Origin of the sequence: Oricola cellulosilytica (assembly GCF_019966575.1) — a bacterium.
GTDB classification, from domain to species: domain Bacteria; phylum Pseudomonadota; class Alphaproteobacteria; order Rhizobiales; family Rhizobiaceae; genus Oricola; species Oricola cellulosilytica.
In genome coordinates, this window is record NZ_JAINFK010000003.1 from 124,114 (window position 1) to 140,847 (window position 16,734).

At 61.3% G+C, this 16,734-nt stretch carries 17 protein-coding genes; 13 read left to right on the top strand and 4 right to left on the bottom strand.

Annotation, left to right across the window (positions count from 1 at the left end; all coding sequences use genetic code 11):
* The first annotated feature begins 2 nt into the window (after positions 1–2).
* The 4 genes from paaI to LC298_RS08155 are packed head-to-tail and all read left to right on the top strand — an operon-like array spanning position 3 to position 4,388.
* Complete coding sequence (gene paaI, locus LC298_RS08140; RefSeq protein ID WP_131566266.1) at positions 3–464, top strand: hydroxyphenylacetyl-CoA thioesterase PaaI; 462 nt, start codon at positions 3–5, stop codon at positions 462–464.
* Positions 461–1,771 (top strand): phenylacetate--CoA ligase PaaK, encoded by a 1,311-nt coding sequence (gene paaK, locus LC298_RS08145; protein ID WP_131566289.1) that lies wholly within the window; start codon positions 461–463, stop codon positions 1,769–1,771. The genes paaI and paaK overlap by 4 nt, the downstream gene beginning before the upstream one ends.
* Positions 1,772–1,779: 8 nt before the next feature.
* Positions 1,780–2,427, top strand: a complete 648-nt coding sequence (locus LC298_RS08150) for a TetR/AcrR family transcriptional regulator (RefSeq protein ID WP_131566292.1) — start codon at positions 1,780–1,782, stop codon at positions 2,425–2,427.
* A complete protein-coding gene (locus LC298_RS08155) occupies positions 2,424–4,388 on the top strand; it encodes a 3-hydroxyacyl-CoA dehydrogenase NAD-binding domain-containing protein (RefSeq protein ID WP_131566295.1) in 1,965 nt (654 codons plus the stop codon). The genes LC298_RS08150 and LC298_RS08155 overlap by 4 nt, the downstream gene beginning before the upstream one ends.
* On the opposite strand, the gene LC298_RS08160 is transcribed toward LC298_RS08155, so the two are convergent.
* Positions 4,369–5,100, bottom strand: a complete 732-nt coding sequence (locus LC298_RS08160) for a hydroxypyruvate isomerase family protein (protein WP_223385597.1) — start codon at positions 5,098–5,100, stop codon at positions 4,369–4,371. The two genes, LC298_RS08155 and LC298_RS08160, sit on opposite strands and share 20 nt — an antisense overlap.
* A gap of 209 nt (positions 5,101–5,309) precedes the next feature.
* On the opposite strand from LC298_RS08160, the gene LC298_RS08165 reads away from it, so the two are divergent.
* From LC298_RS08165 to LC298_RS08190, 6 genes are all read left to right on the top strand, one after another.
* Complete coding sequence (locus LC298_RS08165) at positions 5,310–6,308, top strand: metal ABC transporter solute-binding protein, Zn/Mn family (RefSeq protein ID WP_223385598.1); 999 nt, start codon at positions 5,310–5,312, stop codon at positions 6,306–6,308.
* Positions 6,309–7,154 (top strand): metal ABC transporter ATP-binding protein, encoded by an 846-nt coding sequence (locus tag LC298_RS08170; RefSeq protein ID WP_280176618.1) that lies wholly within the window; start codon positions 6,309–6,311, stop codon positions 7,152–7,154.
* The gene (locus LC298_RS08175; protein WP_131566301.1) at positions 7,154–8,284 is read left to right on the top strand and encodes a metal ABC transporter permease; all 1,131 of its coding nucleotides are present in this window, start codon (positions 7,154–7,156) and stop codon (positions 8,282–8,284) included. Before LC298_RS08170 ends, LC298_RS08175 begins: the two co-directional genes overlap by 1 nt.
* Before the next feature lie 9 nt (positions 8,285–8,293).
* Positions 8,294–9,427 carry a metal ABC transporter permease gene (locus LC298_RS08180; protein ID WP_131567607.1) on the top strand — a complete coding sequence of 378 codons (1,134 nt, stop codon included), beginning with the start codon at positions 8,294–8,296 and terminating at the stop codon, positions 9,425–9,427.
* Positions 9,428–9,523: 96 nt separating this feature from the next.
* The gene (locus LC298_RS08185) at positions 9,524–10,858 is read left to right on the top strand and encodes an NAD(P)H-dependent oxidoreductase (protein WP_131566304.1); all 1,335 of its coding nucleotides are present in this window, start codon (positions 9,524–9,526) and stop codon (positions 10,856–10,858) included.
* A 154-nt stretch (positions 10,859–11,012) separates the two neighbouring features.
* Positions 11,013–11,810 (top strand): alpha/beta fold hydrolase, encoded by a 798-nt coding sequence (locus LC298_RS08190; RefSeq protein ID WP_131566306.1) that lies wholly within the window; start codon positions 11,013–11,015, stop codon positions 11,808–11,810.
* A gap of 22 nt (positions 11,811–11,832) precedes the next feature.
* Here LC298_RS08190 and xylA read toward each other — a convergent pair whose 3' ends face one another.
* Together xylA and xylB are read right to left on the bottom strand one after the other, a co-directional pair.
* Entirely contained in the window at positions 11,833–13,143 is a 1,311-nt protein-coding gene (gene xylA, locus LC298_RS08195) for a xylose isomerase (protein WP_131566309.1), read from the bottom strand.
* A complete protein-coding gene (gene xylB, locus LC298_RS08200; protein ID WP_131566312.1) occupies positions 13,140–14,594 on the bottom strand; it encodes a xylulokinase in 1,455 nt (484 codons plus the stop codon). Before xylB ends, xylA begins: the two co-directional genes overlap by 4 nt.
* A 227-nt stretch (positions 14,595–14,821) precedes the next feature.
* Here xylB and LC298_RS08205 point away from each other — a divergent pair, with 227 nt between their 5' ends.
* On the top strand, positions 14,822–15,124 hold the full coding sequence (locus LC298_RS08205; protein ID WP_131566315.1) for an urease subunit gamma: 303 nt from the start codon (positions 14,822–14,824) through the stop codon (positions 15,122–15,124).
* An 84-nt stretch (positions 15,125–15,208) separates the two neighbouring features.
* Here the strand turns inward: LC298_RS08205 and LC298_RS08210 are convergent, their stop codons facing one another.
* The gene (locus LC298_RS08210) at positions 15,209–15,814 is read right to left on the bottom strand and encodes a hypothetical protein (protein ID WP_131566317.1); all 606 of its coding nucleotides are present in this window, start codon (positions 15,812–15,814) and stop codon (positions 15,209–15,211) included.
* Between the two features lie 200 nt (positions 15,815–16,014).
* Between LC298_RS08210 and LC298_RS08215 the strand changes: the two genes are divergently transcribed.
* Positions 16,015–16,320, top strand: a complete 306-nt coding sequence (locus LC298_RS08215) for an urease subunit beta (protein WP_131566320.1) — start codon at positions 16,015–16,017, stop codon at positions 16,318–16,320.
* Positions 16,320–16,724, top strand: coding sequence for a lysozyme inhibitor LprI family protein (locus LC298_RS08220; protein WP_131566323.1), 405 nt, complete (start codon positions 16,320–16,322; stop codon positions 16,722–16,724). The genes LC298_RS08215 and LC298_RS08220 overlap by 1 nt, the downstream gene beginning before the upstream one ends.
* The last annotated feature ends 10 nt before the right edge of the window (positions 16,725–16,734 follow it).

The window sequence follows — 16,734 nt, forward strand, 5'->3', positions numbered from 1 at the left end:
GCATGGCGGCGAGCGATCAGGAACGCGCGGAGCGGAGCACAGCCGCGATGTGGGCGAGCGACAACGCGTCCAAGTGGTTCGGCATGACCATCGAGAGCGTCGGCAAGGGCACGGCCACACTGACGCTGACCGTCGAGAAGCACCACACCAATGGCCACGACAACTGCCACGGCGGGGTGATCTTCGCGCTTGCAGACAGTGCGTTTGCCTTCGCCTGCAACAGCGGCAACGAGGCGACCGTCGCCCAGTCGAACAGCATCACCTATGTCGCCCCGGCCAGATCGGGAGACCGTCTCACAGCAACCGCCGTTGAGATCGTGCGGCGGGGCCGCTCCGGGACATACGATGTCACCGTGAGGCGCGAGGACGGTACGGTGATAGCACTGTTTCGCGGACTGGCGCGGGCCGTTGGCGGAACGCTCTACGATGAGGCGTCCCAGCAGGATGGAGAGACAGCATCATGAAGGATATCGCGCCGGCCAAGAGCGAGCTTGAATCGATCGAGATCGCCTCGCGCGACGAGATCGCGTCGGTGCAATTGGAGCGGATGCGCTGGACGTTGCGCCACGCCTACGAGAACGTTCCCTTCTACCGCCAGAAATTCGACGGCGCGGGCGTTCACCCGGACGACCTGAAGGATCTTGCCGACCTTGCAAAGTTCCCGTTCACGACAAAGCCGGACCTGCGTGACAACTATCCGTTCGGAATGTTTGCGGTCCCGCGCGACCAAGTCCTGCGCATCCATGCATCGTCCGGCACGACGGGCAAGCCCACGGTCGTCGGATATACACATAAGGACATCGAAAACTGGGCGCATGTGGTGGCCCGGTCCATGCGCGCGGCAGGCACGCGGCCGGGCGATGTCGTTCACATCTCCTATGGCTATGGGCTCTTTACCGGCGGGCTCGGGGCCCATTACGGCGCCGAGAAGCTCGGATGTACGGTGGTGCCGGTATCGGGGGGCATGACGACCCGGCAGGTGACGCTGATTGAGGATTTAGGCGCATCGACCATCATGGTCACTCCCTCCTACATGCTGTCGATCCTCGACGAGTATCGGGCGCAGGGGCTCGACCCGCGAAGGAGCCCCTTGCAGGTCGGCATCTTCGGCGCCGAACCGTGGACCAACGCCATGCGGATCGAGATCGAACAGGCTTTCGATATGCATGCGGTGGACATATACGGCCTATCGGAAGTGATCGGGCCGGGCGTGGCCAACGAGTGTGTGGAGACCAAGGACGGACTGCACATTTGGGAAGATTTCTTCTATCCCGAGATCGTCGATCCGGAGACCGGGGCAGTGCTGCCCGATGGCGAGAAGGGCGAACTGGTGTTCACATCGCTCGCCAAGGAGGCGATGCCGATCATCCGCTATCGCACCCGCGACCTTACACGCCTATTGCCGGGCACCGCGCGCACGATGAGGCGGATGGAGAAGATCACCGGCCGCTCCGACGACATGATGATCATTCGCGGCGTCAACGTGTTTCCAACGCAGATCGAAGAGCAAATCCTCAGGGTTCCGGCCTTGGCACCGCATTTCCAGATCGAACTGACCCGCGAAGGCCGGATGGACGAAATGACCGTCCATGTCGAAGCGACTGCAGGCCATGCCGACGAAGCCGCGCGGGCGGCCGCCGCAGCCGATCTTTCGGAACGGATAAAACAGGTGATCGGAATATCGTCCCGCATCGACGTGACCCCGCCCGAGCAGGTGGCCCGGAGCCAGGGCAAGGCCGTCCGCATCGTCGACAACCGTGCGAAAGGATAACCGCCCCGTTGGCCCGCTCGATTGCCAGGAACCACGACGAGAAGCGCGCATCCCTGCTCAAGACGGCAGCGGCGTTCTTCGCGCGGCACGGCTACGACCGCGCCTCGATGAGCGAGCTTGCCAAGGCGAGCGGCGTGTCGAAGGCGCTCTTCTATCATTACTATGACAGCAAGGATGCGCTCCTGTTCGGCATTCTCGACGGGCATTTGCGAGGTCTGGCCGCCAGCCTCGAAGCGCTGGATCTGCCGGACGCTCCCGAGGCGCGCCTTCACCTGATCGCATTCTCGCTGCTCGATGCCTATCGGGACGCCGACGCCGAACACAAGCTCCAGCTCGACGCGATGGCCTCCCTGCCCGACGAAGCCCAGCGGGTTCTCAAGAGTCACCAGCGGCGATTGGTCGGAATCATGTCCGATGCGATCGAAGCGGCCGCGCCCGAGCTCTTCGCCCGCCGCCCCGAATTGCTGAGACCGGTGACCATGTCCGCCTTCGGCATGCTCAACTGGTTCTACATGTGGCACCGTAGGGGTGCGGGTGTGACGCGTGAGGAGTATGCCGCTCTCGCCTCCGATCTCATTCTCGGCGGTCTGGCCCGCGTAGAACGGCAGCAACCGGGCATAACCAGAACGCACCAGCCAGGACAAGCCTATCCATGACAGCACCGGTCAGCGTAACCGTCGACGAAAATATCGCGTACGTCACTATCGACAACCCTCCCGTCAACGCATTGTCGCAGGCGGTGCGCGCGGGTTTGAGCGATGCCGTCCGGCGACTGGACGCCGACGATGCAGTTCAGGCGGTGGTCTTGTTATGCACCGGTCGAACCTTCGTCGCAGGCGCGGATATTCGCGAGTTCGGCAAGCCGCCGCAGCCGCCACATCTCCCCGACGTGATCGCGGAGATCGAGAATGCCCACGTTCCTTGGGTTGCGGCAATCCATGGCACCGCGCTCGGCGGCGGGCTGGAACTGGCGCTCGGCTGTTCGGCGCGTGTCGTCGAGGCCGGCGCGAAACTCGGATTGCCTGAAGTCTCGCTCGGACTGATCCCCGGCGCCGGAGGAACGGTCCGCCTGCCCCGGCTCGTTCCCGTTGAGGAAGCGATCGCCATGATCACGAGCGGAAAGCCGGTCGATGCCGCCCAAGCCGTCTCGATCGGCCTGGCCGACCGGATCGCCAAAAATGATCGTGTCGAGGAAGCTGCGGAACTGGCGCGGGAATTGGCCGCCAATGGGAAGCCGGATACGCTATCCGCGCGTCCGCCGGTCGGAAATCCTGACGAGACATTCTGGGCGAAGCAGAGAGCCTCCATCAAGGCAAAGGTGCGTGGACAGATTTCGCCGGTTGCGGGTCTCGAAGCCGTCCGCGACGCCGTCACGATGCCTGCGGCGGGCGCGTTTACCGCTGAGCGTGCGCGCTTCATGGCGCTGAAGGATACGGAGCAGTCCGCCGCCCTGCGCTACATGTTCTTTGCCGAGCGCAACACCGGCAGACCGGATGCGATCAAGAATGAGAAACCGGCGGAGATCCGATCGGTTGGTGTGATCGGCGGCGGAACGATGGGCGCGGGCATTGCCGCGTCGTTTCTGTTGGCCGGATTGCCGATCACCTTGATCGAGCGCGACGCCGAGGCCGTCGACCAGGCGATCGGCCGCGTCAAGGGCATTCTGGAGCAGAGCCGCAAGCGCGGCGTCCTGACCGACGAGACACTTGCCGAAACGCTGGTGCGTTTTTCGGCGGAGACCAGCTACGAGACGCTGTCGGATTGCGATCTGGTCATCGAGGCGGTCTTCGAGGACATGAACGTCAAACACGCCGTATTTGCCGATCTGGACAAGGTATGCAGGGCCGATGCGATTCTCGCCACCAACACCTCCTATCTCGACGTCAGCGCAATTGCCGACGCAACGAGCGATCCATCACGCGTGGTCGGATTGCACTTCTTCTCGCCGGCCCATGTGATGAAGCTGCTGGAAATCGTCAAGACCGAAGCCGCCTCGCCGAAAACGCTGGAAACGGCCCTTTCCGTTGCGAAGATGCTTCACAAAATCCCAGTTATTGCAGGTGTTTGCGACGGTTTCATCGGAAACCGGATCTTCTCGGCATTCCGGCGCGAGTGCGACTTCATGCTGGAGGAAGGCGCACTGCCGGAGCAGATCGACGCGGCGATGCGCGGCTTCGGGTTCGCCATGGGCATTTATGCCGTCCAGGATCTTGCGGGCCTAGACATAGGCTGGGCGACGCGCAAGCGGCAGGCCGCGAGCCGCGACCCCGAGGCGCGCTATTCACGCATCGCCGACCGGATCTGCGAACTCGGCCGGTTCGGCCAGAAGACGGGAGCCGGCTGGTATTCCTATGCGGAGGGTTCGCGGACCGGCGACCCGGATCCGCTGGTCGAGCGGATCGTTCGCGAGGAAAGCGAGCGGCTTGGAATCCAACGCAAGGATTTCTCGGATGAGGACATCATGAACCGGATCATGGCCGCCATGCAGACCGAAGCGCGCGCCGTTCTGGACGAGGGCATTGCGCTTAAGCCCTCGGACATCGATGTGACGCTGGTGCACGGGTACGGATTTCCCCGCCATCAGGGCGGGCCGATGTTCAAGGCCGGCCAGACCTGAAGATCGTCATCCACCCCAGTCCGTCTTCCGTGGTTCCTCGCGGGCGGTATTCCGCGCCGAGATAGCCGCCATAACCCATGTCGCGCAATGCGGCGGCGACCACCCTATAATCGATTTCACCACGGTCCGGTTCGCCCCTATCCGGCGCCGCCGCGATCTGGATATGCCCGATCAGCGGCAGATGCCGCCGGATTTCGGAGACGGGGTCAACCCCCATCCGTTGCAGATGATAACAGTCGGCCAAGATCCGGAGATTGTTGTGTCCGAGCGCTTTGACGATGTCGGCAGCGCGATCCATTGACGACAGATGGTAGCCGGGGACGTCGATCGTGTTGATCGGCTCGATCAGAATCCGCAGCCCGGCCCCCGCCCCATGGGCGCAGGCGTGATCGAGATTGCGCCGAAAACTCCGTTCTGCTTTCGCGCTCCCGTCGGTCTTGCCGGCCATCACATGCACCGCCTGGCACTTGATAGCGGACGCATAGGCAATCGCCTCGTCTATCGCGGCTTGCGCTTCGTCCTCTCGGCCAGGTACGGCGCACACCCCAAAATCACCTGCTACAGGATCCCCCGGCCTCGTGTTCAGCACCAACATCGGAATTCCGCTGTCAGCAAGCGCGAACCGAAGCACCGCCGGCGGGAAATCGAAAGGAAAATGGCACTCGACTGCACCAAAACCGGCAGCGGCCGCAGCCCGGATCGCGTCGGGCAATGGTAGCTCCCGCCACAGAAAGCCGAGATTTGCAGAAAGTCTCACCGTTGCCCCACCCGTGATTTACCACTCGTCTACGCGCGTATCGCGGAAGCGTCCACCTGCGGAATACCGACGGAAGGTGCAGTTGCAACTCATTCGCAAAAAGTTTGACTTTTGCAAATGGTTCTCATATTCAATCGTGTAATCTAAACGGAGAAGGGTCTCAAATGCCAACGCCCAAACACGCTTCCAAGCTGACCGCCCTGATGGCGACTTGCACAATCGCGGCGCTTTCCCTCGCCGGTCCGGCCCGCGCTGAAACCGTCAATGTCGTTTCAACGATCGGCATGATCGGTGATATAGTTACCAGCGTGGGTGGCGATTGCGTCGAATCGACCACCTTGATGGGACCGGGGGTCGATCCACACCTTTACCAGGCGACCGCGCGCGACGTTCGCACCTTCCAGACCGCGGACTTGATCTTTTATTCCGGCTATTCGCTGGAAGGTCAGCTCGGCGAGGTGCTCGGCAAAATGTCGGAACGGATGCCTACAGTTGCTGTTTCCCCGACCGCGATCGAACCCGCCGAACTGATAAGCGTGCAGGACCTGTACGGCATCGATCCGCACTTGTGGATGGACGCTGCCCTATGGTCAAAGATCGTTCCGGTAATTGCGGACCATCTGAAGACGCTCGCGCCGGATTGCGCCGACAGGATCGACGCGAACGCGGATGACTATCGCCAACAGCTTGAAGCATTGGACGGGTGGGTTCGCGAAAGCATCGCGACGATTCCCGAGGCGCAACGAATTCTGGTCACGGCACATGATGCATTCAACTATTACGGGCGCGCCTACGGCATAGAGGTTGCAGGGATTCAGGGGATCAGCACGGAATCGGAGGCCGGGGTTGCCGACATTCGCGACATGGCTAACGTTGTCGCCGAGCGACAGGTACCTGCGGTGTTTATCGAGAGCACCATTAATCCACGCACGATTCAGGCGGTCATCGACGCCGCCGCGCAGCAAGGCCATACGGTCGAGATCGGCGCCGAGCTTTTCTCCGACGCGATGGGAGAAGCAGGCACTGTGGGCGGCACCTATATCGGCATGATCTACAACAATACCTACAACATCACCAAAGCGCTCGGCGGAACGCCGCCTCCCCTCCCGGAAACGTTGGCACGTTGGGCATCCGAATGGGAACTCGCAGCGGCTGAGAACTGAATGAGCGCCAGGTCAGACACAGAAACCGGAATAACCGACATGACGACGACGCTGCACGAGCCCGACCTTGCGATTCATGTCGAGGATCTTACGGTCAGCTATCACTCCAAACCGGTCCTCTGGGACATTGACTTCGATGTACCGCCGGGCGTGATGGCCGCGATTGTCGGCCCCAACGGCGCAGGCAAGAGCACACTGATCAAGTCAATCCTCGGTCTCGTCAAGCCGACCGCCGGTCACGTCACGATTCACGGCCGCCCCTATCAGGCCCAGCGACGACGGATAGGCTATGTGCCGCAACGCTCGAGCGTTGATTGGGATTTTCCCACCAACGCGCTCGACGTTGTCATGATGGGGCTTTACGGCCAACTCGGCTGGCTCCGCCGTCCGGGCCGCAGCGAACGCGCGGAAGCCATGCACGCGCTGGAACTGGTCGGGATGCAGGATTACGCGAGCCGGCAGATAAGTCAGCTCTCCGGCGGGCAGCAGCAGCGCGTCTTTCTCGCCCGCGCCCTGGTGCAGCAGGCCGACATCTATTTCCTCGATGAACCCATGGCCGGGGTGGATGCCACGACGGAACGGGCGATTGTCGACATCCTGCGCAAGCTCCGGGACCAGGGCAAGACAGTAATTGTGGTCCACCACGATCTGCAGACGGTGCGCAGCTATTTCGACTGGCTGGTGATTTTGAACGTGCGCGTCATCGCCCAAGGACCGGTGCGTGACGTCTACAACGCCACCAATCTGCGCAAGGCCTATGGCGGCCAGATCGCCCTTCTCGAGCGCGATGCCGTTCTCGACGATGCCCCTGACGCCGAAGTGGTGCCCCTGCGCGGACCGAATTGATGCTGGGGTTCCTGAGCGACTACACGATCCAGAATGTCGCGCTGGGCGCGGCATTGCTCGGCGTTATCAGCGGTGTGCTCGGCTGCTTCGCGGTTTTGCGCAAGCAAAGCCTATTGGGAGACACACTTTCCCATGCCGCCCTTCCGGGCGTTTGCCTCGGCTTCATCATTGCCGGCGCTCGTCAGATCGGGTTCATCCTCGCCGGAGCCTTGGTCACCGGAGCGCTCGCGGCGCTCCTTATGCTGCTCCTCACCCGCAACAGCCGGCTGAAAACCGATGCCGGTCTCGGAATCGCATTGAGCGTGTTCTTTGCGCTCGGCGTTGTGCTGCTCACCTTTATTCAAAGCACCGGAAACGCCTCTCAGGGCGGCCTCGATTCTTTCCTTTTCGGGCAGGCCGCTGCCATTCTGCGCAGCGATCTGTGGGTGATGGGCGTCGTCACGGCCGTCGCATTGAGCATCGTCTCCCTCCTCTGGAAAGAATTCAAACTCGTCTCGTTTGACCCGGTATTCGCCGCTTCGCTCGGCTATCCGGTGCTGGTGCTTGAGGTTGCACTCACCGTCATGATTGCGCTTGCGGTGGTCGTCGGGCTGCAGATGGTCGGAGTGGTCCTGATGGCCGCGATGGTGATCGCGCCTGCGGCGGCCGCGCGCCAATGGAGCGGACGCCTCGAAACAATGGTGATCCTGTCGGCCCTCATCGGAATGGCGTCCGGGATATCCGGCGCGCTGGTAAGCGCACTCGGCCCGGGTCTGGCAACCGGACCGCTGATCGTTCTTGCCGCATCGGCGGCCGTCGCAGTGTCGCTTTTGTTTGCGCCCGGTCGCGGACTGCTTTGGGAAATCATCCGCCGCGCCCGCAACCGGCGTAATCTGCGCGGCAAACGGGTGCTGACAACCCTCTACCGGCTGGCCGCGCATCACCATGACTCCGGCTATCCCTCGGAGCAGGGCATGGTCGACGCGTACCACGGCGTCGGCACCACGCCGGTGCTGAAACGGCTGCAAGCGCGCGGGCTGGTCGAACCCGTCACCCACATACCCGAGACGACACCACACTGGACGCTGACACAGGCGGGGATCGAGGAAGCGGAGAGCATTCTCACAAATCTCGGCAAGCAGGAATCCTAACCCGTGCTTATGGCCCTTTTCCAGACCCCTTCCCTCATGATCGTGATGACCGGGGCTCTTGTCGGCATTGCCGCCAGCTTGCTCGGGACGTTCCTCGTGCTGCGTGGAAGCTCCATGCTGTCCGACGCAATCAGCCATTCAATCGTCTTCGGGATCGTCATCGTCTGGCTGCTGACCCGCCAGCAAACCGGCCCTTTTCAAATTGCGGGCGCCGCATTGACGGGCATCTTTACGGTTTTCCTCAGCGAACTGCTGGCGTCGACCAAGCGGGTGAAGAACGACGCCGCCATCGGCCTCGTATTTCCGGTCCTGTTTTCGATCGGAGTGCTGTTGCTGAATGTCTACGCCCGTGACGTGCATATCGACGAGCATATGGTCCTTCTCGGCGAGATCGGATTCGTCTGGCTCAATACGCTCGACATCGCCGGTTATCCGGTCCCCCAAGCGCTCCTGTCGATGAGCTTAATGACGCTCCTCAATCTCGCTTTCGTGACGATCTTCTTCAAGGAGTTGAAGCTGGCGACCTTCGACGAAGCGCTGGCAAAGGCGCTCGGCTTCGCGCCCGTCGCGATCTTCTACGCGTTGCTGGCGCTGACAAGTGCAACTGCCGTCGCCGCCTTCGATTCCGTCGGCGCTGTGCTGTTCATCGCCTTCGTGATCGTTCCCCCCTCCGCCGCTTACCTGCTGACGGACCGGCTGACGCTTATGCTGCTGTGCGGATCGATCATCTCAATCGCATCGAGCATCAGCGGTTATTTTCTTGCAGTCGCGTGGAATGTGTCGATCGGCGGCGTGATGGCCGTCATGACCGGCGTTTTTCTGATGGCGGCCTTCCTGCTCGGCCCGCGCTACGGGCTAGTTGCCCAGATCCTCCGCCGGCGGGGGTTGGAGCAGTCGAACGAATGCCGCACGCTTGCCGTTCATCTCTACAACCATGAGGATCAGCCTGAACAGGCGGCAGAGAATGTCACCAGGGCGCTGCACGATCACCTGATGTGGGACGAGGCGCGTGCCACGCAGGTGCTGATACGCAGCATCGACCAGGGGCTTGTTACCCGCAATGGCGACCTTCTCCAGCTTACCGAGAAGGGACGTGCGGAGGCACGTCGCATTCTCGAGCCGTGGCGAATGGCGGGGGCGTAAGTGCGAACTGAACGGGCAGTCCTGCAAATTATGGTTGCAGGTGTGGACCGGATTTGGCAGCAACCCGTACGGAAGCAACGCCGGTCGAGGAACGCCATGAACCTGTTTGCGAAGCTGAACGAGCGCGCGGAAAACGCAAACCCGATCCGGGTAGGCCTGATCGGCGCGGGCAAGTTCGGCTCGATGTTTCTCTCGCAGGTGTTGAAGCTGGACGGCATCCACCTGATTGGCATAGCGGACCTGTCGCCCGAGAACGCCATGTCGAACATGAAGTATGTCGGCTGGTCGCCAGAACGGTTCTCGGCGCAGTCGCTCGACGATGCGGCCGCAAGCGGGAAGACCCATGTCGGCGATGACTGGGAAAAGCTGGTCTCCCACCCCGCGATCGACATCGTCATCGAATGCACCGGTTCGCCGGTTCATGCCATCAACCATGCGCTCGAAGCGTTTCGAAACGGCAAGCATGTCCTCAACGTCACGGTCGAGGCCGACGCCTTTTGCGGCTACGCGCTCGCGGCCAAGGCGAAGGAGGCCGGTGTCATCTACTCCATGGCATACGGGGATCAGCCCGCGCTGACATGCGATCTGGTCGACTGGGCGCGTGCCTGTGGATTCGACGTTGTCGCGGCTGGGCGGGGGCACAAATGGCTGCCGGAATACAGGAAGTCGACGCCAGATACCGTGTGGGATCATTGGGGCATCAGCCGGACACATGCCGAACGCGGGCGGCTCAATCCCAAGATGTTCAACTCGTTTCTGGACGGCTCCAAGCCGGCGATCGAGTCTTCGGCGATTGCCAATGCGACCGGCCTGGACGTACCGGCCGACGGATTGCGGTTTCCCGTCGGCGGCGCGGAAGATCTCGCAAACATAATGCGCCCGAGGTCCGAAGGCGGCGCTCTGGATCACAAGGGGATGGTGGAGGTCGCATCCTCGCTCACGCGCGAGGGCGAACCGGTACCCTATGACATCCGCCAAGGCGTTTGGGTTGTCTTCGAGGGAGAGACGGAATACCAGCGCAACTGCTTTCAGGAATACCACGTCAAGACGGACACGAGCGGGCGCTACGCGTCGCTCTACAAGCGCTGGCACCTGATTGGCCTCGAACTGCCGATTTCCGTCGCGTCGGTCGGTTTGCGCGGCGAAGCGACTGGCGTTGCCACGACATGCAAGGGAGATGTTGTGGCGATCGCCAAGCGCGATCTGAGCGCGGGAGAAATCCTCGATGGCGAGGGCGGATTTACCGTCACGGGCGGTCTGCGGCCCATGAAGGCGTCAATTGCCGCCGGTTACCTGCCTCTCGGCCTTGCACACGATGTCAAGCTGAAGAACCCGATCAACGATGGCACGCCGATCAAATTCGGTGACGTGGAGGTCGACGAGACGACCACGGCCTACAAGCTGAGAAAATGGATGGAAGAGCTGGTTTGAGTGGCCCTGTCACGCCGGCCATCACCGCACCCCGGTGAAGCCATCGCGGCGCCAGTTTCTCACATCCACCCGCCGTAGGCGCTGCCCGGGTTGTATCCCCGCCGCCGCGGAACCCCATGTTATGCTGAGATAGTTTAGCACTTGGAGGACCGTCATGGCAGTTGCCGAGATCGGGGAAGCTCACATTCACTTCACGGAAGCCGGAAGCGGCGAGAACACGATGGTATTTTCTCATGGTCTGCTCATGAGCGGCGAAATGTTTGCAAATCAGATTGCGCATTTCAAAGATCGATATCGCTGCATCACGTTTGACCATCGCGGCCAGGGAAAAAGCAGCGTCACGAAAAGCGGCTATGACATCGATACCCTGACTGAAGACGCAATCAGGTTAATTGAGCGATTGGACGCGGCACCTTGCCACTTCGTCGGCCTTTCAATGGGCGGAATGGTGGGCATGCGCATCGCGCTTCGCAGGCCGGACTTGCTCAATTCGCTGATACTTATAGATACGTCGGCTGAACCGGAACCGCCGGAAAATCTTCCTCGATATCGGCTGTTGAACCTCGTCGCCAGATGGCTTGGAGTGGGTTTCGTCGTGGGCCGCGTAATGCCGATACTTTTTGGAAGAACTTTCATGAACGATCCCTCGCGGGTCGACGAGCGTGCCTATTGGCGCAAGGAGCTAGCCTCTCGGGACAGAACCGGGATTACGCGCGCGGTGAAGGGCGTGATCAACCGCCAAGGTATCCTCGACCAAATTTCCGGTATCACCGCCAGGACGCTCATTATTGTCGGGGAAGAAGATACCGCGACGGTGCCTGAGAGGTCGAAGCGCATGCATGCCGCGATATCGACGTCGAAATTAGCGAAGATACCGAATGCGGGTCATTCCTCGCCAATCGAGAGTCCTGAAGCAGTCAACGCGGCGATGGAGAATTTTCTGGCTACGTGATTGGCGACATTCTTGCCATACCTTACACATACCTGTTGACGATATTCTCCAGCAGTTCCTGCCGGCCCGACTTCGGTTGCGGATTGATCCCGGACTCGTCGACATGGCGCGCGATCTCTTCAAGCGTGTAGCCGCCGCTCAACATCTTCTGCGCTTCTTCACTGCTCCATCCGGAATACCGTTCCTCGACGATCGATGAGAGCGCGCCATCTTCCAGCATCTTTGCCGCGGCCTTCAGGCCGCGCGCGCAACAATCCATACCGCCAATATGGGCGATCAGAAGATCGCCCGGTTCGATCGACTGCCGCCGCAGCTTGGCATCGAAATTCGTACCGCCGGTCTTGAAACCTCCGCCCTTCAGGACTTCGTAGTAGGCGAGCGCCATTTCCGGCACGTTGTTCGGAAACTGGTCGGTGTCCCAGCCGGACTGGTAGTCGTTCCGGTTCATGTCGATGGAGCCGAAAATTCCGAGCGCGTTGGCGAGCGCCAGCTCGTGCTCGAAGGAATGGCCGGCGAGAATGGCATGGCCCTGCTCGATATTGACCTTCACCTCGTCTTCCAGGCCGTGGCGCTTCAGGAAGCCGAACACCGTGGCCACGTCGTAGTCGTACTGGTGTTTGGTGGGCTCCTGCGGCTTAGGCTCGATCAGGATCGTGCCTTCGAAACCGCTGTTATGCTTATACTCGACAACCATGTTGAGGAACCGGCCCATTTGCGCATCCTCACGCTTCAGGTCGGTGTTGAGCAACGTCTCGTAACCTTCGCGCCCGCCCCATAAAACGTAATTCGCACCGCCAAGCATGCGGGTTGCGTCCATGCACGTCTTCACCGTCGCGGCGGCAAACGCGAACACGTCCGGATCGGGATTTGTCGCCGCGCCCGACATGTAGCGCCGGTGCGAAAATAGGTTCGCCGTGCCCCAAAGCAGCTTGATGCCCGTGGCCTGCTGCTTCTCCGCTAAATAGTCGACGATCTCGTTCAGGTTGCGGGTGTTTTCAGCAAAGTTTGCCCCTTCCGGACGCACATCGGCGTCATGGAAACAGTAGAACGGCACACCCAGCGCCGTGAACATTTCAAACGCAACATCGGCTTTCAGCTTCGCGGCTTCCATCGTGTCGGAATACCACGGTCGTTCGAACGTCCGGCCGCCGAACGGGTCGCCGCCCTCCCAAGCGAAGGAGTGCCAGTAGGCGACGGAAAAGCGCAGATGGTCTTCCAACCGCTTGCCCATGACGATCTCGTCGGGGTTGTAGAAGCGGAAGGCTAGCGGGTTGGCGCTCTCCGGCCCCTCGTATTTGATTTCGCCGATGTCGCCGAAAAAGCCAGTGCTCATGCCAGTGCTCCCTTGATGGCGGGGTAGAGGGACCGGTAACGGCTGTAGGCGTCGCCGAATGCCTGTTCGAGATCGCGCACCGGTTCGTGAACTTGTTCGATGGAGGGCGGCGTGCAGACCGCTGCCGGATCGGGATCTTCCGCGGCCAGCAGGCCAAGTCGCGCCGCGCCGAACGCGGCACCGAATTCGCCGTCCGCAGGCACCTCGACGGGGATGCCGAGGACGGTCGCAAGGAGTGTCAGCCAATACGAAGAACGCGATCCGCCGCCAACCGCCGTCACGCGATCCAGCCTAGTGCCGGCTTCCTTTAGCGCTTCGAGCGAGTCGCGAAATGCAAATGTCACGCCTTCAAGCACGGCGCGCGTCAGCGTCTTCGTATCGCTTTCATGACCCAAGCCGACGAAGACCCCGCGGATCGAGGCGTCGTTGTGCGGCGTTCGTTCACCGGAAAGGTACGGCAGGAATGTCGGACCCGACGGAGCTTGCAGAACCTCGCCAAGCGCTCCGGACAGCGAGGCCGCGTCCTGGCCGACGAGTTTCGCATACCAGTTGAGCGCGTCGGTCGCCGACAGGATGACGCCCATCTGGTGCCAAGTGTTTGGCAACGCATGACAGAACGCGTGAACCGCGCTTTCGGGATTGGGTAAATAAGCGTCGTTTGCGGCAAACAGGACCCCTGAGGTGCCGAGCGAGGCAAACGCAGCGCCATCTTGGATCGTTCCCACGCCGATGGCCGCGGCGGCGTTGTCCCCTGCCCCGCCCGCGAGGGGTATTCCCGAAGTCATTCCGAAGCGGTTTGCGATCTCGGCTCGCAATCGACCTCCCGCCTCACTTCCTTCAACAAGACCCGGCATCTGCTCTTCAGTGAGGTCGGTCGCTGCGAGCAGCTCAGACGACCAGAGGCGCTTTCCAGTGTCGAGCCAGCTCGTACCCGCGGAGTCCGACATCTCCGAGATATGCTCGCCGGTCAGCCAGAGGCGAAGATAGTCCTTCGGCAGCAATACCTTCCTTGTCTTGGCAAAAAGATCCGGCTCGTTTCTCGCCACCCAAACGAGCTTTGGCGCGGTGAATCCTGGAAAGACGATATTGCCGGTTATGCCGCGAAACCTCGGGTCGGCGTCGAGTTCGGCGGCTTCCGCGTGGCTGCGGGTATCGTTCCACATGATGCAGGAGCGCAGAACCGCATCATCGTCTCCGAGCAGCGTTGCGCCGTGCATGTGGCCGGAAAGCCCGATGCCGCGCACGGCCCCCAGCGCATCCGCGTGATCCGCATGGAGGACGGACAGAGCCTGTTCCGTCGCCCTGATCCAGTCGGCAGGGTCCTGCTCCGACCAGCCCGGGTGAGGACGGGACACGGCGACGCTTGCAGTTCCCGAACCGACTACGTGCTGATCGCCGTCGATGAGCAGCGCCTTCACGCTCGACGTGCCGAGGTCGATCCCCAGATACATTTATGCTCCCTCCCCTCACCGCCTCCGATGGCCCGGCGCGCGAATTAAATCGGTTCACCACCTTTTCTTCAAGGATTAAATTAAATCACCCTCTACGTGGCAGGCCGAAAATTGCCTATGAATTAGGCAACCTCAACCGGATAGCCATTCCTGCACATTACACTTGCACTTTCAGCGGGATTTTTTCACGATGCGCCAACTCCAAGCCGACATCACCGGACCGTCTGATGAACCTGACACCGCGCGAAAAGGACAAGCTGCTCGTCGCCATGGCGGCGGAAGTCGCACGCAAACGTCTGGCCCGTGGCGTCAAGCTAAACCATCCCGAGGCAGTCGCGCTGATCACCGACTTCGTGGTCGAAGGCGCCCGGGACGGACGCTCGGTGTCGGACCTGATGGCTGCAGGTGCCCACGTCATCACGCGCGATCAGGTGATGGAGGGCATTCCCGAGATGATCCACGACATCCAGGTCGAGGCGACCTTTCCGGACGGCACCAAGCTTGTCACGGTACACGAGCCGATCCGGTAGCCGATGACCGGCACAAATACCTGCAGACACAAAAAGGACGCGGGCCGAAACCCGCGTCCAGTGGGAGTGGGGCGTTACCCGGGCTTACTGAACGTAGACGGTGAGCTTGCCATCCACGTCGGTGCGCGCAGCCACGACGCTGGAGAGATCCACGCCTTCAGCTTCCAGCTTGCTCGCCAGTTCTGCGTTGGCCTCGATCGAGGTGCGGAGTTCGTCGATCTGGGCCTGGTTGTCGCGAATGGCGTTATCGATCGCCTTCATCGAGGCATCCGACGCAGAGTCGATCCGGACCACAGCAACGTCATTGATGGCGGTCACAGCGCTCAGATCGGCGGTAGCTTTCTTGTTGGAACGGATCAGGGAGACGATCTCGCCCTGATTGTTTGCGCTGTTGATGCTACCGGTGGTTTTCATGTCCGTGGACATGCCGCCGGACATGTTCCCTTTCGTTCCGGATTTCGAGGCATTGGCCGAACCCTCAACACCGACGCTGACGCCCTGGCCAGCGACGTCAAGCCCGGCATCAGCGCTTGCGCCGGCTTTCTTGTTTCCTTTCTTCGGAAGAATATCCGTGCTGGCGCCCGCTTCCGCGCCAAGCTTCAGTTTGCTGTTGGAGTCGGCGATCGCCGGAGCCGCCACAACGGTGGTGGCCATAAGGGCGGCGGTAAGCATCCTGGTCATGCGTTTCATCGAATTGCTCCTTTCGCATTTCGGTTCGCCAAACGCTTGCTAGCGAATGGTCCGGTGAGAACGGCGCCGACCGCCGATGGTTTCACCGAATGCCAAGGTCATTTCGCGGAGATTTCATGGCGCGAAAGCGACACAAATCTGCAACGCTGCCTCAATCGAGAACCTGCCCCAAGGGCACGTTAGGCTGACAGGAGAAACCCATGATTCCTGGCGAGATCATCACCGGCGATGGAGACATCATTCTCAATGCCGAAGCGGACGTGGTTACGCTGAAGGTCGCCAACACCGGCGACCGCCCGGTGCAGGTCGGGTCGCATTATCACTTCGCCGAAACCAATCCGGCGCTGACATTCGATCGTGAAAGAGCGCGCGGTATGCGGCTCGACATCGCGGCCGGAACAGCGGTGCGGTTCGAGCCCGGACAGGAACGCGATGTCACCCTTGTGCCCCTAGGAGGGAACCGGCGCGTTTACGGATTTCGCAGCGCTGTTATGGGCGGACTTTGATGCTCCGGCCCGCAGCCGTAGCCGGTATGGCGTGCGCTTTGATTGCGCCAGCCACCGCGCAGGACTGGGACTGCACGAAGGCCGACGACCTTCCCCAACAAGGCATGAACTGGTGCGCCATGCGGGATTACGAAGCCGCCGACCGCGCGCTCAACGAAGCCTGGCCCAAGATCCGCGCGCGGATGAAAGAAGTCGATTCATGGCAGGAGGACCGATTGAAGGGGGCGGAGGCCGCCTTGCTGAAATCGCAGCGTGCCTGGATCGATTATCGCGACGGTCAATGCGAAGTCGAGGGTTTCTACGCGCGCGGAGGAACGCTCGAACCGCTGATCGTCTCGGGCTGCCTTGCCCGAATGACCCGGAAGCGTACGGAAGAACTCCTGCTGCTGATGGAAGAAAACTGAACAAGGAATA

What these genes read in the sequence shown, in the direction of transcription:
- LC298_RS08155 (WP_131566295.1), top strand. Translation starts at nt 2,424, where the DNA reads ATGACAGCACCGGTCAGCGTAACCGTCGACGAAAATATCGCGTACGTC.
- paaI (WP_131566266.1), top strand. Translation starts at nt 3, where the DNA reads ATGGCGGCGAGCGATCAGGAACGCGCGGAGCGGAGCACAGCCGCGATG.
- LC298_RS08185 (WP_131566304.1), top strand. Translation starts at nt 9,524, where the DNA reads ATGAACCTGTTTGCGAAGCTGAACGAGCGCGCGGAAAACGCAAACCCG.
- LC298_RS08220 (WP_131566323.1), top strand. Translation starts at nt 16,320, where the DNA reads ATGCTCCGGCCCGCAGCCGTAGCCGGTATGGCGTGCGCTTTGATTGCG.
- LC298_RS08210 (WP_131566317.1), bottom strand. Translation starts at nt 15,814, where the DNA reads ATGAAACGCATGACCAGGATGCTTACCGCCGCCCTTATGGCCACCACC.
- LC298_RS08170 (WP_280176618.1), top strand. Translation starts at nt 6,309, where the DNA reads ATGAGCGCCAGGTCAGACACAGAAACCGGAATAACCGACATGACGACG.
- LC298_RS08165 (WP_223385598.1), top strand. Translation starts at nt 5,310, where the DNA reads ATGCCAACGCCCAAACACGCTTCCAAGCTGACCGCCCTGATGGCGACT.
- LC298_RS08205 (WP_131566315.1), top strand. Translation starts at nt 14,822, where the DNA reads ATGAACCTGACACCGCGCGAAAAGGACAAGCTGCTCGTCGCCATGGCG.
- LC298_RS08175 (WP_131566301.1), top strand. Translation starts at nt 7,154, where the DNA reads ATGCTGGGGTTCCTGAGCGACTACACGATCCAGAATGTCGCGCTGGGC.
- xylA (WP_131566309.1), bottom strand. Translation starts at nt 13,143, where the DNA reads ATGAGCACTGGCTTTTTCGGCGACATCGGCGAAATCAAATACGAGGGG.
- LC298_RS08180 (WP_131567607.1), top strand. Translation starts at nt 8,294, where the DNA reads ATGGCCCTTTTCCAGACCCCTTCCCTCATGATCGTGATGACCGGGGCT.
- paaK (WP_131566289.1), top strand. Translation starts at nt 461, where the DNA reads ATGAAGGATATCGCGCCGGCCAAGAGCGAGCTTGAATCGATCGAGATC.
- xylB (WP_131566312.1), bottom strand. Translation starts at nt 14,594, where the DNA reads ATGTATCTGGGGATCGACCTCGGCACGTCGAGCGTGAAGGCGCTGCTC.
- LC298_RS08190 (WP_131566306.1), top strand. Translation starts at nt 11,013, where the DNA reads ATGGCAGTTGCCGAGATCGGGGAAGCTCACATTCACTTCACGGAAGCC.
- LC298_RS08215 (WP_131566320.1), top strand. Translation starts at nt 16,015, where the DNA reads ATGATTCCTGGCGAGATCATCACCGGCGATGGAGACATCATTCTCAAT.